15 protein-coding genes are annotated in these 15,029 nt (G+C 62.0%); 2 read left to right on the top strand and 13 right to left on the bottom strand.

Annotation, left to right across the window (positions count from 1 at the left end):
• Positions 1–230 precede the first annotated feature (230 nt).
• A complete protein-coding gene (locus NKI25_RS10485; RefSeq protein ID WP_023675496.1) occupies positions 231–614 on the top strand; it encodes a hypothetical protein in 384 nt (127 codons plus the stop codon).
• Positions 611–1,051, top strand: a complete 441-nt coding sequence (locus NKI25_RS10490; protein WP_352998416.1) for a DUF2267 domain-containing protein — start codon at positions 611–613, stop codon at positions 1,049–1,051. Before NKI25_RS10485 ends, NKI25_RS10490 begins: the two co-directional genes overlap by 4 nt.
• Before the next feature lie 12 nt (positions 1,052–1,063).
• Here the strand turns inward: NKI25_RS10490 and NKI25_RS10495 are convergent, their stop codons facing one another.
• The 13 genes from NKI25_RS10495 to NKI25_RS10555 form a co-directional block, all read right to left on the bottom strand.
• Entirely contained in the window at positions 1,064–2,059 is a 996-nt protein-coding gene (locus tag NKI25_RS10495; RefSeq protein WP_352586658.1) for a LacI family DNA-binding transcriptional regulator, read from the bottom strand.
• A gap of 68 nt (positions 2,060–2,127) precedes the next feature.
• The gene (locus NKI25_RS10500; protein ID WP_352586660.1) at positions 2,128–3,462 is read right to left on the bottom strand and encodes a sulfatase family protein; all 1,335 of its coding nucleotides are present in this window, start codon (positions 3,460–3,462) and stop codon (positions 2,128–2,130) included.
• Between the two features lie 22 nt (positions 3,463–3,484).
• Positions 3,485–4,300, bottom strand: a complete 816-nt coding sequence (locus NKI25_RS10505; protein WP_023675500.1) for a carbohydrate ABC transporter permease — start codon at positions 4,298–4,300, stop codon at positions 3,485–3,487.
• A gap of 7 nt (positions 4,301–4,307) precedes the next feature.
• Entirely contained in the window at positions 4,308–5,261 is a 954-nt protein-coding gene (locus NKI25_RS10510; protein ID WP_352586662.1) for a carbohydrate ABC transporter permease, read from the bottom strand.
• Between the two features lie 4 nt (positions 5,262–5,265).
• Positions 5,266–6,513: an ABC transporter substrate-binding protein gene (locus NKI25_RS10515; protein WP_352586664.1), complete on the bottom strand. Its 1,248-nt coding sequence runs from the start codon at positions 6,511–6,513 to the stop codon at positions 5,266–5,268.
• 157 nt (positions 6,514–6,670) lie between these two features.
• Positions 6,671–7,915, bottom strand: coding sequence for a flavin-containing monooxygenase (locus NKI25_RS10520; protein WP_352998417.1), 1,245 nt, complete (start codon positions 7,913–7,915; stop codon positions 6,671–6,673).
• Between the two features lie 223 nt (positions 7,916–8,138).
• Positions 8,139–8,951, bottom strand: coding sequence for an SDR family NAD(P)-dependent oxidoreductase (locus NKI25_RS10525; RefSeq protein ID WP_352448128.1), 813 nt, complete (start codon positions 8,949–8,951; stop codon positions 8,139–8,141).
• Positions 8,948–9,949, bottom strand: a complete 1,002-nt coding sequence (locus tag NKI25_RS10530) for a sugar phosphate isomerase/epimerase family protein (protein ID WP_352448127.1) — start codon at positions 9,947–9,949, stop codon at positions 8,948–8,950. Before NKI25_RS10530 ends, NKI25_RS10525 begins: the two co-directional genes overlap by 4 nt.
• Before the next feature lie 37 nt (positions 9,950–9,986).
• Positions 9,987–10,760 carry an SDR family NAD(P)-dependent oxidoreductase gene (locus tag NKI25_RS10535; RefSeq protein ID WP_352454144.1) on the bottom strand — a complete coding sequence of 258 codons (774 nt, stop codon included), beginning with the start codon at positions 10,758–10,760 and terminating at the stop codon, positions 9,987–9,989.
• 4 nt (positions 10,761–10,764) lie between these two features.
• Positions 10,765–11,862, bottom strand: coding sequence for an ABC transporter ATP-binding protein (locus NKI25_RS10540; RefSeq protein ID WP_352454145.1), 1,098 nt, complete (start codon positions 11,860–11,862; stop codon positions 10,765–10,767).
• A 10-nt stretch (positions 11,863–11,872) separates the two neighbouring features.
• The gene (locus NKI25_RS10545; RefSeq protein ID WP_292660005.1) at positions 11,873–12,775 is read right to left on the bottom strand and encodes a carbohydrate ABC transporter permease; all 903 of its coding nucleotides are present in this window, start codon (positions 12,773–12,775) and stop codon (positions 11,873–11,875) included.
• Positions 12,768–13,706: a carbohydrate ABC transporter permease gene (locus tag NKI25_RS10550; protein WP_352586669.1), complete on the bottom strand. Its 939-nt coding sequence runs from the start codon at positions 13,704–13,706 to the stop codon at positions 12,768–12,770. The genes NKI25_RS10545 and NKI25_RS10550 overlap by 8 nt, the downstream gene beginning before the upstream one ends.
• A 57-nt stretch (positions 13,707–13,763) precedes the next feature.
• Complete coding sequence (locus tag NKI25_RS10555; protein ID WP_023675509.1) at positions 13,764–15,029, bottom strand: ABC transporter substrate-binding protein; 1,266 nt, start codon at positions 15,027–15,029, stop codon at positions 13,764–13,766.

A 15,029-nucleotide genomic window follows, 5' to 3' on the forward strand; every position in this document is an offset into this window, starting at 1 on the left:
TGGTCTCATTGCTGACGGCGTTCGGAACCGATGAGCGCAAGCTCAGTTAGACGGAGGACAACCACCTTTCGGATCAGCAAAGACGACTTTAATGATCGGAACGCAGGGCGCCGAATACAACTGTGGGAAGGTTGAACGGGCGTCGTTGACGCGCGAAGGGATTGCTTGGAAGCGACGCTCGCCGAAGCTGGCGAGATCGTCGGACGGCGAAGCCGAAGCGCAATTATGCCGTGAATGCCTACGATTCGGCCTGCCTTCTCCTTGCCGCGATCAAAGACGCCAGCACTGTATCCAAGGGATATCCGAGCCGGCGCGACGTTCTGGCGGCGGTGCGCGATATCCGTTTCAGGGGAAACGCCTATCGCGAGCCGGTGCGGTGGGATGAAAAGGGCGACAATCTGGCCGCTGTGACTGCACTCAACGGGGTGGAAAACGGCCGCTTCCGACAGATCGCCGAAATCCAGCAGATGCAGAGGTCGAGCAGACCTGACGCCGACAGGCTCTCCGACCGAACCGGTTTCCGCCGCTTTGCCAGGACGATTTTCACAGGACCACGAAACAATAATCTCCGGTCGCCGTTTCGCCCGCAGAACCTTTCGAGGAGGCGACGATGAGCGCAACCGGCTTGGACGCTTTTGACAAAACGCTGCAAATAACAAACATCTGGCTTGACGAGATCATGGCGGATCTTGGTCCGGATCGACACGTCGCCTGGCATACATTGGGCGCCGTTCTGCGAACCCTTCGCGACAGGCTGCAGATCGGACTGGCGGCCAAATTGGGAGCGGAACTGCCGCTGCTCGTGCGCGGCGCCTACTATGATCGCTATCGGCCCGCCGACATGCCCGACAAGACACGCTCGCTCGACAAGTTCCTGCAACACATCGCCGATGAATTGAAATCGACCCGCCCTGTCGATCCCGAGGATGCGGCACGCTCAGTGCTGCGTGTGCTTGCACGGCATATCGACCTTGGCCAGTCGGCAAAGGTGCGGGATGCGCTGCCAAAGGAAATCCAGGTCCTCTGGCCTGAAAGCGTGGGCGTCAAATAGCGGCGATCCTGCTCATGCGGACGCGCGACGGACCAACTGCCACGAAACGCTGAAAAGGGTAGGTATTGCGCCCGGCGTTGCCGAGATCAATGAGATCAGATGATCGGCAAGATGGTCGTAGTGGGCAGTTTCGGGGCCGATTGTCGTCAATGCCGGATGACTGAATTCGCCCTCGTCGATATTGCCGCAGCCGATGACTGCAATGTCGCCGGGCACGGAGAGGCCGGCCTCCTCGAATGCGTGCAGGGCGGTCACGGCAGCAAGATCGGATTCGACGAAAAGCGCGGTCGGCCGATCCTTGCGGGCGGCCAGCGCCGTAGCATTGGCAAACGCAGCTTTGCGCCCCTCTGCACCGCCGATCACCAGGTTGTCTCGCAGCGGAAGGCCGCGTGCTTGCAGGAAGCTGCGATAGGCGGCGAGACGGCTCCCGTCCACCGCTTGCTCATGCACCATATAGGCGATGCAGCGATGGCCGGTTCGGTAGAGGTAGTCGAGTCCCTCGAAGACGGCCCTGCCGGTATGCTGGCGCACAACCGAGAAGCCTGCAGGCTCGATGGTCGGATGGAAGATCACCGCTGGCCGGCCCGCGGCCGCCAGGCGCGCGGCCAAGAGCATCACCTCGGGCTCGGAGAGATGCTGCCAGTCGGCGATAATGCCGTCTGCCAGCCCGCTCTCGATTTCCCTCACGATCCGGTCGGTTCGCTCGAAGGTGTCTCCCGCGGTGATAATTGTCGAAAATCCCCTCAGCGCCGCTGCAGATTGGATATCCTGCGCTATCCGGTCGCTGAACGGCACGCCGAGACGAGGCAGTACAAGGCAGATTCGCTCGGCCTGCTGGCGGCGCAGCTGCCGCGCGGTGCGGTTTTGCACGTAGTTGAGCTCAGCGACGGCCTCGAGGATGCGCTGCCGCGCCTCCTTGCCGACGAACTTCAGGCGCGTGCTGTCGCCGCTGAGCAGGTACGACACGGCAGCGGTCGATACATTGGCGCGCCGGGCGACATCGGCCATGGTCGGCGCCTTTCTGCGATCGGAACTTCTCTCGTGCATTGTTGGATCCGCTGCGCGACGTGACATGATCAGCTGTCGCTCAGCCGGATTTCATTCCAGCTTCCATGTCCGGCGGCAAGGATCTCGGGCCTTGCCTCGCCGGCCTCCTCCATCAGGGCAACGATGCGGCCTCGCAGCCATGCACGCGTCTCTGCGTGATCGGGCGAAGCTATGAGATTGGTTAGCTCGTTCGGATCGCCATCGAGGTCGTAGAGCCTCGCCTCGATATAGAAATCGCTGCCGGAATCCCGCCAGCCGTCTTTTCCCGGTGCCTCGACCTCATATTTCCACCGTCTGGTGCGCAAGGCGCGGCCGACATGGTGCTCGCTGATTTGAATGAATATCTCGTCGCGCGGCGGCCGTTCGCCCTGCAGCGCGTCGAGCAGCGAGACGCCCTGCATCGAATTGGGCACTTTCAGGCCGGCCGCGGCGAGCAGGGTCGGCGCGAGATCGACGAGGCTGACCAGGCCTTCATATGTGCCGATGCGCTGGAAGCCGGGGCCGTGGAATAGCGTCGGCACGCGGATCGACGCCTCATGACAGGAACGCTTGTATTCGTTGTTGCGGGTCTTGAAGTGACATCCGTGGTCGGAGGTGAAGAGGATGATCGTGTCGTCAAGCCGGCCAAGGCTGTAGAGCGCCTCGATCAGCCGTCCAAACGCCTCGTCGAGGCGTGCGACCATGCCCAGATAGCCGGGGAAATGTTCCGCTGTCGTGCCGCCAAGTGCGGCGAGATCGCCGGGAATGGCGAGCTTCTTGCGGATCCTGTCCTCGTATCCGAGCGGGGCAGGGTAGTTGTCCGTCTGGTTCTGGTGATGCGGCTCGAGGAAGGACAGGAATAGAAAGAACGGCTCGTCTTCCCTCGATGCGACATAGCGGATTGCAGCGTCGGTTAGGGCATCGACGCGGTATCCCGGCAGCTTCACCGCCTTGCCGTCATTGTCGTGGACGACGGTGTCGAAGGGGCCGGAAGTGAACTCCAGGATGTTGGAGGCCAGCCAGTAGCGATAGCCGCCGCGTTCTTCCTGGGTGACCGGCTCGGCGGACCCCAGGTGCCACTTGCCGATGTAGGCGGTGTCATAACCTGCCGCGACGAAATGATGCGCGAGCGTGCGCTCGCTCTTAGGCAGTGGGATATCGTTACGGTAGCAGCCGGTCGTAGTCGGGTACCGCCCCGTCTGAAAGACGGAGCGGGCGGGGCCGCAAACGGGCTGGCAGGTAAACGAATTCGCCACGAACGTGCCGGTCCCGGCGAGGCGGTCGAAATTTGGCGTAAGCTGGAGCGGATTGCCATGGACGCCAACGGTGTCCCAACGCTGCTGGTCGGTGAAGAAGACGATCACGTTCGGTCGGCGGGACGTCATAGGGTGCAATAACTCCGAATGGTCATTTCATGCCTGCCAGCATCACGCTGCGGACGAAGTAGCGCTGCGTGAAGAGGAACAGCAGCAGGCTCGGGATGAAGAGAATGATCCCGCCCGTCGCCGTCAGGTTCCACTGGGTGAAGAATTCCTGGTTGAAAAGCGTCAGTCCCGTCGTGATCGGCCGCATTTCGGTGGTGTTGACGGCGACCAGCGGCCAGAGGAATTCGTTCCACTGGAACACGAAGGTGAGGAGGGCCAGCGTCGCCAGTGCCGGCCGGACCTGCGGCAGCACGATGCGCCAGTAAAGGCCGAGTTCCGAGCAGCCGTCCATCCGTGCAGCGTCAAGCAACTCGTCGGGAATCGGACGGATGAACTGCCGCATCAGGAAGATTCCGTAGGCGCTCATGGCGAATGGAAGGATAAGGCCCTGATAGGTGTTGAGCCATCCCATCCGCGCGGTGAGCACATAGAGCGGGATCATGCGGATGAAGAATGGGATCATCAGCGTCGACAGCACCGCGACAAACATGACGCGCTTACCGGCGAATTCCATCTTCGCGAAGACGTAGCCGATCAACGGATCGAAGATCAGATGGAGGAAGGTAATCCCGCCGGCGATGATGAAGCTGTTGAGCGTGAAACGCGCGAACGGCGCCTTCTGCCAGATGTCGATGTAATTCGTGAATTGCCACGTCTCGGGGATCAGAATCGGAATGCCGCTGAAGACGTCGGCATCGCTCTGCAGCGACAGCGAAAGCATGTAGAGGAACGGAAAGATCGACAGCGCCACGCAGAAGAGCAGCAGTAGGTAGGACGGGAGCGTTTTTGCGAATGTCATGCCAACCTCAATAGGTGGTTTCGCGGTTGAGCAGCCGGAACTGAACGAAGGTGATGGCCAGGATCAGCAGGAACATCAGGAAAGACAGCGCCGAGGCGTAGCCGATGTTGAGCTCGAAGAAGGCTGCCTCGAACACGTGCAGGCTGAAGAACCGCGTCGCGTCGGCCGGTCCGCCCTTGGTTATCAGGTAGGCCGGCGCCAGCTCTTGCAGCTGGCTGATCGTGCTGACGACCGCGATGAACAGTGTGGTCGGCGTCAACAACGGCCAGGTCAGATAGCGGAATTGCTGCGTCGGCGTGGCGCCGTCGATGGATGCGGCATCATAGAAGTCGGACGGGATCGACTGCAACGCGGAGAGGTAGATCAGCATGGCATAGCCGACATCCTTCCAGACCGTGATGGCGATGAGGGTCGGCAGCGCGGTCGAGGTGTCGCCGAGCCAATTCTGGGTCGGCAGCCCAAGCTCGGCAAGGAAGCTGTTCAAGATGCCAGTGTAGGGATCGAGAATTGCCTGCCACATCAACGCGACGATCACGAAGGAGGTGATGTAGGGAAAGAAGATGATTGCGCGGATCAGAGTGCGCCCCGGGATCGGCCGGTTGAGCACGACCGCCAGTCCGAGGCCAATGGCGATGCTGGCCGCGGTGACGCCTATCGCGAAGGCCAGCGTCACGAAGAGCGACTGCCGAACGCGCGCGTCGCCGAGGGCAGCAACGTAGTTGTCCAGTCCGGCGAATCGGCTCTCGCCGATCAGCGGCTGGCCGCTGTACAGGCTCGCCCAAAACTCCAGTCCTATCGGATAGAAGAGATAGACCGAGAAATAGAGGATTGCTGGCGACAGCAGCAGGTAAGCGAGAAGCGTTTGTCTGGTGCGCCGGCTGAAGCGGGCAGCTCGCCGGGTCGGCATCGCGCCGACGCGAATGTCCGTATCGGCCGTATCGGTGCTGCCGCTGATAAACATCGGCCTAGTTGTTGGCCAGGATGACGTTGGCCTCGGCCGCGAATTTCGGCATGATCTCGGCTGCTGGCTTCTGATTGTAGATGATATCCTCGAGCGCACTTTGCAGAAGCTTCTCGATTCGCGCGTGCTTGCCGGTGAGGCGCAGCTCGGCGGTGACGTCTTGCGCGTAAGGCAGGCATTTGCTGAAGCTGCCGATGACCGGATCGGCCTGAACCTCGGCGTTTTCGGCCCAGGATTTGCGCGGCATCGTCATGCCCGCTTCCTTGGTAGCCGCTAGTTCCGTGTCGAGCGCGACGAGCCGCTTCAACAACTCCCAGGCCTCCTTCGGGTGCTTGGCGTCCTTAGGGATCATCACGCTGACGCCGCCCGCGAACGTCGCCTGCACCTTGTGCTTGAGTGATGGCGCAACCGCCCAGTTGAGCTTCGGGTTGCCCGAGCGGATCGGCTTCACGTCCCACGGACCGGTTATGATCATTGCGACCCGGTTGGCCGTGAACAGCTTTTGCGGACCCTCATAGTCAGCACCCGCCGCCGGCTTGGTCGCTGCTTTTTCCTTGTGGATCAGGTCGGCGAGGAACTGGATCGCTTCGATCGCCTCAGGACTGTCGAGATTGACCTTGTTTGTCTTGGGATCGTAATAGCTTACGCCGTTCTGCAGTAGCCACGACGAATAATATCCGATGCTGGGGTTGGGAGCGAAGCCGAAGCGGGCGCCGGTCGTCGTCGCCTTGGCAACCTTCAGGAACTCCTCCCAGGTCGCAGGCGGCGCGTCGAAGCCCGCCTGCTTAAGCATATCGACGTTGTACACGAGGGTGGCGCAGGTGAGGTGGATCTGGACGCCATAGTACTTGTCGCCGAGTTTGTTGCGCTCGACGGAATAGGCTTGCCAGTCGTCGGGATAGCCGATCGCCTTGCCGTCTTGTTGGATGAAGTCGTTCAGCGGCCGCAGCAGATTCCGCTGGCCAAATTCCTGCACCCAGCCGCCGGGTTCGGCGACGAGATCGGGCGCGTTCTTCGCCGCAAAATCCGCCACCAGCTTGGTGCGCATATCCGGCCACTGGAATTTCTCCCACTGCACCGACCATCCGGTATGATCGGCCTCGAACTTCGCTATTGCATCGGCATAAGCTTGATAGGCGTGGCCGGCGTTCCAATAGAGCGTCAAGGTCTCGGCATGGGCCGCAGTCGCGGTCGTCAGGGCCACGCCCAAAACCATGCCGTGCAGGAATCCGACTGACTTGTAGCGGCTCATCTTGGTCTCCTCCCTGGTTTGCCACCCGCCTTCCTCACAATGGATGGCGTCATATTATTCGATTAATATACCCGCTATACCGCAGTTTTTGTCAAGCTGAGACTTAGTCGTCATCAATGGCCTTGGGTTTAGAAACCCGCCGACGGTGTCCAGGTCGTCACGAACGCCGCACGATGTGTTCGACAAGGCGGGGCGCCTCCTCGGTGACTGCCAATATTGTGCCTGACTTGCGTGTGGAGGCGAAGTCCAACCCAGCGAAGTAAATGCCTGGCAGGGCGGCCACGCCATCCTCGTGAACAGGCTGTCCTTCCGGGTCGAGCAGACCGGAAAGCCTCACCCAACTGAAATCGCCCTTGAAGCCGGTGCACCACACCACGGTCGTGATGCCGGACCCGGCGAGGTCAAGCGAAACGATAGCCGGGTCCGGCCGATGCGCTGTGACAGTATCCGCTGGATCCGGCTCCGACACGGGAGCATCGATTCCAGAGCGGCTGATGTATTCGTCGATATAGCGTTTAACGTTGGCGGAAGCTTCGTCCGCAAAACGAATATGCTCTTCGAGATCCTCGGCGGACGACAGACGGCCGTCGCCCTCGACGCCCGCGAGCCGCCCTAGCAGCACGATGCCTCGGGCGCCGAGCGCTTGCAGGCTTATCGTGTGTTCCACGCCAAGCAGACCACGAGGTGGAATGCGCCCCGCAAGTCGAATGATCTCGTCTCGACGTACGTCGAGAAACCCGCTTTCGACGAGCCAGATCATGATGTCGCGACCTCGGTAGCGCCGCGAGAGCCGCCCGACGCGGCTGGTGGCAAGGAAGACTGTTCGGCCTGCTTCTGCCAGGTCCTCCGCGATCTGGACACCAGACTGGCCGCTTCCGACCACCAGCACCGCTCCAGCCGGAAGATCGGCGGTGCTGCGGTAATCAGAAGCATCGAACTGGCGCAGGCCTGGCGGCAAGGCAGCGGCGAACACTGGGCGCACCGGACGATTCAAGTCGCCGCTTGCGATCACCACGTTGCGTGCCAAAACTGTGCCGCGCGAGGTGGTCAACCGATAGACGCCATTCCCGTTCCCACCGGAGAGCTCGGTCACAACAGTGTCCGGTTCGACCGGTAGTTCGTTTCGCCTGGCGAAATCCTCAAGCAGGGCGACGAACTGGTCGCGCGTCAGGGCACCGAACGGATCTGAACCGTCATAGAAGTCGCCTGGCATGACGGTCTGAACGTTTGGGGTATTCATCCGGAAAGAATCCCACCGCTGCGTGCGCCAGGTCTCTCCGATGCGGCCTCGCTCCAGTACGGCATGGCGCAAGCCTTGCCGTGCCAGCGAATAGCTGACGCCCAGGCCGGCCCAACCGGCCCCGACCACCACCGCATCAAGGATGTTGGCGTCATCCGTCATTTGCCGCGGATCCGGGTGCTAGCGCCGGAGCAGCGGTTCGAGGCGGCACCAACGCCATCAGCGTAACGCCTTGGCCAGCGGACAACCGCCAAACAGCGGCCGATGCTGCCTGAACCCATCCCCGCGATCTGCATGGCTTCGCCCCCGATGCGAGGGCACGATAACAGCTTTATCGGGTCACGGCACAATCAAATACTCATCCGAAACCGGCAATGGTCGCGGCCTAACCTGGAAAGATCGTGAAACCGCCATCGACTCGGATTACCTGCCCGTTGATGAAGCGCGCGCGCGGACCGGCGAGGAAGGCCACCGCTTCGGCGATCTCTTCAGGCTCCGCATACCGGTTCAGCGATTTCTTGCTCGAATCCATGCGCTGCGGATCGACCACGCGGCTCGCCTGGAACCGTGCCGTCTTGGTGGCGCCGGGGCTCACCGCATTGACGCGTACGCCATCGTCGATCAGTTCCTTGGCGAGGCAGCGCGTATAATGGACGACAGCCGCCTTGAGCGTCGAGTAGACCACCTCGGGCGAGCATCCGATATGCGCTGCCGCCGAGGCGATGTTGATCACCGAGCCTGAGCCACGCTTGACCATCGGCGGAACGAACGCCTGGCAGACCAGCATCGTGCCGATGAGGTTGTTCTCGGTTAGAACCTTGATGTCTTCGTAGTCGATGTCCAGTGCGTTGTTGGGATTGGGCTTTACGCCCTTGGCGCCGATGTCGCCGCCGGCGCAGTTTACCAAGACGTGCACGTCGCCGAGCTCCGCCTCGATCTTCCTCTTCATTTCCGCGACAGCTTGCTTGTCGCCGATGTTGCCGGTGACCGCGGTGATGCGCGTCCCATGCTTCTCCAAGCCCCTGGCAGAGTCGCCGAGGTCCGCGAATTCGCCATATTGAGATGGCCGGGCCCAATCGAGGTCGTGGACCGCGACGTTTGCGCCAAGTTCGGCCAAGCGGTCGGCCATCACGCGGCCGAGGCCGCGTCCCGAGCCGGTGACGAAGGCGGTCAGGCCGCTGAGTTCTCGGGCAGTCATGCTGATTTCTCCATTGCAATGAAATCGAATTTCATCATGTTGGCGGCGCTGCGCCGGATCATGTCGAGCTCGTACGAAACGAGCGCACCGTCATCATCGCGCTCCCATGGCGTGCGGTAGTCGGCGTCGTCCGCAAGGCGGTTCAGGCGCGCAGCACTCAGGCAGGCCGCGAATTCGCGGGCGGTCTTCGGCGCATATCCGTTCCACCAGTCGTCGGTGAGACAGCGAACGTGACGGGCCTCCAGCGCGCCGGGCTCAAGCACCGCCGTCAGCGTGTCGTGGTGCTCGCCAAGGATGGCTGCCAGTTCGGCGAAAGGCACGGCGCCGTCGCCGATCGCGCAGCGGACCAGGCGGTAGCCCTCATCCGTGAACTGGACGCGATAGTCCTTGAGGTGAACGTGGCGGACATGGGGCGCGATCCGGCGCGTGAAGGCAAGCGGCGCCTCGCCGACAGGAAAGGTGTTGCCGGTGTCGTAGGTGATGCCGACACCCGGCCCGCCGAGTTCGCAGAACGCAACCAGTTCGTCGCTGCCGAAGTCCTGATGGTTCTCGATGCCGAGCACGCGTCCCTCGGCCGCCGCACGCGGCCCCCATTCCGTCAAGGCAGCGCGAATCGTTGCGTTGAACTCGCTCCATTTCGGACCCCACGCATTGCGGTCGCCGCACAGGACAGGCGTCAGTGCGATACGGATCGTCGTCGCCTCGAGCAGGCGCGCAGCCCGAAAGGCGTTGTCCAGCGGACCTGCCACTAGAAGTCCGCCGCTCACCACCGGGACGATGTCCAGCGCGGCAAGACGCCTGCGCAGGGCGACGATTTCGGCGTCAGTCAAGTCGGTCAACCAGGGTTCGTAGATCTCGAGCGTGCGTGCGCCCAGTTCCTGCGCCAGCGTGATGAAGCCTTCCAGCCCCACGCCGTCCGGATTGTGCCGCGGCGTGCCGCGGCCCTGCAGGCCGAGATAGTAGGTCAGTCCGTAAGGGTTGAGGCCGAGACGAAACATCAGCTTGGCGGTTCCAATGGAGAGCGGAGAGGCGTCACTAGCGCAGACCGGCATCGACGGTTATGGACTGTTTGGTGATCATGCGGCTGTCGTCGGCCGCCAGGAAGAGCACGGTGCGTGCAATCTCCTCGCCCAGCAGGACGCGGCGAATCAATTGCCGCTGCACCGTCTGGTCGACTGCCTCCTGCGTCTTGAACCACAGCTCGCGCTGCCGCTCGGTCATGACGGCGCCGGGTTCGATCGCATTGACGCGGATGTTATCCGGTCCGAACGACCGCGCCAACGCACGCGTCAGCGCCACCACGGCCCCCTTGGCGGTGGCATAGGCCACCATCTGGTCCGCTCCGAACCGCCAGGCAATGGAGGAGAAGTTTATGATCGAGCCGAAGCCGAGTTCCTTCATATGCGGATGCACTGCCTGCGCGGCGAAGAAGTGATGCCTCAGATTGACGTCGAAGCTGCGGTCCCAATAGTCGGCCGTTACCGCGTCGATGGGATGGCGCTGATCATTGGCTGCGTTATTCACCAGGACGGCGACCGGACCAAGCCGCGCGCGCACGCCTGCTACCGACGCCTTTAGCGCATCGACGTCGGTCACATCGCAATGGAGATATAACGGAGCCTGCCCGGCGGCACCAGCGAGCTCGCGCACCAACGCCTCCGCTGGTTCGTCCTGCACATCGAGAAAGGCTATCCGGGCGCCGTTCGCCACGAAGGCGCGGACCATATCGGCGCCAATGCCGGAGGCGCCGCCGGAGATCAGCACGACCCGATCGGTCAAGCTCGGATAAGTCGCGAATTGTACGGACATCAAACTACAGAAGCGCCTTGGTTGTTGGATCGAACAGACAGGCACGCGACATGTCGATGCCTAGCGTTATCGTCTCGCCCATGACGGGAGCGTCATCCGGCTCGAAACGGCCGGTGATCTCCAGGTCACCCAGCCTGAGCACGGCAAGCGTCTCGGCCCCGGTAGGCTCGACCAATTCGACCGGCGCCTGCATGGACGCCACAGCAGGTTTGCGCGACTTCAGATCGGTCGTGAAACGGTAGATGTGTTCCGGCCGGATACCGAGCACGACGTCCTGTGGCGCACCGGCGGGCATCGGCGCGGCAAGGGCGAGGCTGGCGTCGCTGCCGTCAGCGGCGCGTACCGAGATGCTGGTCGAGCCCGTAAGCCGGGCGGGAATGAAATTCATCGCCGGCGATCCCATGAAACCGGCAACGAACATGTTGGTCGGCCGGTCGTAGATCCGCTTCGGCGTGTCGAACTGCTGTACCGAGCCCTGGTTCATCACCGCAATGCGGGATGCAAGCGTCATCGCCTCGACCTGATCGTGGGTGACATACACCGTGGTCTTGCCGACGCGATGGTGAAGCTTCTTGATTTCGGTACGCATGTCGACGCGCAGCTTGGCGTCGAGGTTGGACAAGGGCTCGTCGAACAAAAACAGCTTCGGGTCGCGCACGAGGGCACGCCCCATCGCAACGCGCTGCCGCTGGCCCCCCGAGAGCTGGCCGGGCTTGCGTTTAAGCAGCTGTTCGATCTGCAGGAGTGCGGCAACCCGCTGGACAGCTTCCGCCTGCGCCGCTTTTGGCACGCCGCGGCTCTCCATGCCGAAGGTGATGTTCTGGCGCACCGTCATGGTGGGATAGAGGGCGTATGACTGGAACACCATCGCAATATCGCGGTCCTTGGGTTGCACCGAGTTCACCAGCCGGTCGCCGATCCATATCTCGCCCGACGTGACGGTTTCCAGTCCGGCGATCATGGCGAGCAAGGTTGACTTGCCGCAACCCGACGGGCCGACAAGGGCGACGAATTCTCCGGTCTTAGCCTCGAGATCGATGCCGGCAAGAATCTCGAGCGAGCCGTAGCTCTTGTGAAGGTTGCGGATCATCAACGCGGACATCGGCGACGCCTCATTTTATGGCGCCCTGGGTGAGGCCGCGCACGAAGTATTTTCCACCAAACAGATAGATCAGCAGCGGAGGCAACGCGCCGATCAGCACGGCTGCGCTCATCACATCGTAAGCACGCGCGGTCGTGCCGCCGGCCGTGAGCGCGACCAACGCCGCCGTAATCGGCTGCTGCTGGCCCGATGTGAAGACGACGCCGAACAAATACTCGTTCCAGATGCCGGTGAACTGCCAGATGACGGTGACAATCAGAATCGGCGGCGACAGGGGCAGGATGATCTTGCGGAAGATCCGCCAGAAGCCGGCGCCGTCGATGCGTGCCGCCTTGATCAGGTCGTCCGGTATGCTGACGTAGAAATTGCGGCAGAACAGGGTGGTGAACGAGATGCCCTGGACGACGTGGATCAACACCAGCCCGTATGTGGAATTGGTCAGGCCGAGCTTGCCGAGCAGGAACGCCCACGGCATCAACGAAATCTGGCCGGGCATGAATACGCCGAGCAGCATCAGATTGAAGATCAGTTCGGAACCCCTGAAGCGCCATTTGGAGAGGATGTAGCCGTTCATGGCGCCGAGAATGGTCGAGATGATGGTGGCGGGGATCGTCATCGCCAGCGAGTTGAAGAAATTGCGCTTCATGCCCTCGCAGGTACCGCTGACGCAGTAGGATCCCCAGGCCTGCGCCCACGCATCGAACCGGAAGCTGCGCGGTACGGAGATGAGGCCGTTGCGGGCAATCTCCGACTGCTCGCGCAATGAGTTGAAGATCACCACCAGCAATGGCACGAGATAGACGACCGCGAAAAGCGTCAGCACGGCATAGACAAGGAAGCGACTCCAGAAATGCCGGCGCGTGGCAGCGGCTTCTTCCGGATCAAAACGGGCATTAGGGGCAATTTCAGCCATTGCGGCCCTCCGCCCGCCGGCGCCAGACGATCCACAAGGAGTACGGCACCAGCACCACCGCGACCGCCGCGAGCATCATCATCGCCGCGGCGGCACCCTCGCCGATTTGGCCGCGCTGGAACATCAGGTCGTAGACATAGATGGCGGGGAAGGTGGTGGACACACCTGGGCCGCCTCGCGTCAACGCCGCCACCAGGTCGAAGGTCTTGATGGCGAATTGTATCTGAATGACCGCCACCGCCAGGAATATCGGAGCGATGGTTGGCAGGATGACCCTCCGATAGGTCCGGAAAACCGACGCGCCGTCGATTTGCGCGGCTTTGACGAGATCCGGATCGACCGACCGCAGACCGGCCAGGAAAAGTGCCATTGCGAAGCCGGACGACTGCCAGATACCGGTTATGATCACCGCATAGATCGCAGTGTTGCGGTTGGCCGTCAGGGCGAAGCTGAAGTCGGTCCAGCCAAGCCCGCGAACGAAGGCCTGGATACCGTCGACAGGATTATAGAGCCAACTCCACACCGTACCGGTGACGATGAAGGACACCGCCAACGGGTAGAGAAAGATGGTGCGCCAAACCGCCTCGCCGCGGACGCGCTGGTCGATCGCGATCGCGAGCAGCAGGCCAACGGCCATCGAGCCAACGATATAGAAGCCGCTGAACAGGAAGAGATTGGTATAGGCGATGTTCCAGCGCCGGTTTGCCCAGAGCGAAGCGTAATTGTCCAGGCCGACGAACCCATAGGTCGGCAACAGCGACGAATTGGACAGCGAGATGTAGAGCGTCCAGAGCGTGAAGACGAAAACATAGATGAAACTCGCCGCTATCGACGGCGCCAGCACCAGAATGGGCACCATCGTGCCCAGGCGCTCGCGCCACGGAGGGGCCGCGGCAGCTGCGGCTGGTACAATCAGATCATGGGTGGACATCGGGCTGCTCCGGCGAGGTCTGGCCGGGAGCTTCGCCCCCGGCCATCATCGGCAGCGTCACTTCTGCGCTTCGGCCGCATCCGCCATCGCATTGGCCGCGTCCTGCGCACTCATATCCGGCGTTGCTACAAACTCCGTGATGCTATCCATTATTGCGCCGCGGACCTTTTGCGGAACCGTCATGTTGTGCGCCATCGAACGCACGAGCGTGCCGGCGGCGATCGAGGCTTGCAGATCCTTTTGCGAGAGCTGCTGGCAGGGATTGAAGCCGTTCGAAAGATCGACGTCGAGGCGGGCCGGAATGGACCCTTTGGTCTGATTGAAAATGGTCTGGAATTCGGGCGACAGGATGATGCTGGCAAGCAGCTTCTGTCCCTCGATATAGTCCGGATCCTTCTGCTTGAAGAACACGACCGAGTCTGAATTCAAGATGAAACCGGGCTTGCCCCAATCGGTCGGCGCCTGGGCGCAGACATAGTCGGTGCCCTCCTTGAAGCCGCCGGCCGTCAGCAGGCCGATCGTCCAGTCGCCCATGATGTGGAAGGCGGCCTCGCCGCGGCCGACGAGATGCGACATGGTATCCCAGTCACGCCCGTTCATGCCGGGGTCCATGTACTTCGAGGTCATGGTGCGAAACTGCTCGAAGGCCTTGACCATGCCGTCGCTGCGCATGGCATCGACGTCGCCCTCGACGAAAGCTTTCTTGTAGAGATCGAGGTCCTGACCGTACACGACCACTTCGAAGACGGTCGAGTCGGTCCAGTCGGCGGTCGAGTGCGAAATGCAGATCTTGCCGCTGGCCACGATCTTGTCGCAGGCGGCGTTGAATTCCGCCCATGTCTTCGGCATCTCGGTGACGCCCGCGTCCTTCATGACCTTCGGCGATGCCCACAGCCAGTTGATGCGGTGGATGTTCATCGGCGCGGCCACCCAATTCCCGGTCGGCTTCATCACCGGCAGCAATTCGGGAGCGACGACCTTCTCCCAATTTTCCGCCTTCGCCAGGTCGTCGAGGTTGGCTGTCATGCCCGTCTCGTTCCATTCGGCGATCTCGGGGCCTTTGAGCTGCACAGCGGGAGGTGCGTTGCCGGCGATCACATCAGCACGCAGTTTGGCCAGGGTATTGGCCGTATGGCCTGCGATGGAGGTCTGCTGCCAGGTGCCACCCTTGGCGGTAAACATCTCGCCGAGCTTGGCGATAGCCTGGGCGTCCGATCCGGTGGCCCATTGATGCAAGAGGTTGGTCTTCGGCTCCGCGAGGGCTGTTCCGGTAATCAAGGTGAAGGCGGTAGCGGCCGCAAAGGCCGTCCTCAGGTATTTCAT

It is taken from the genome of Mesorhizobium sp. M0808, assembly GCF_040320025.1.
In the GTDB taxonomy this organism is placed as follows: Bacteria; Pseudomonadota; Alphaproteobacteria; order Rhizobiales; family Rhizobiaceae; genus Mesorhizobium.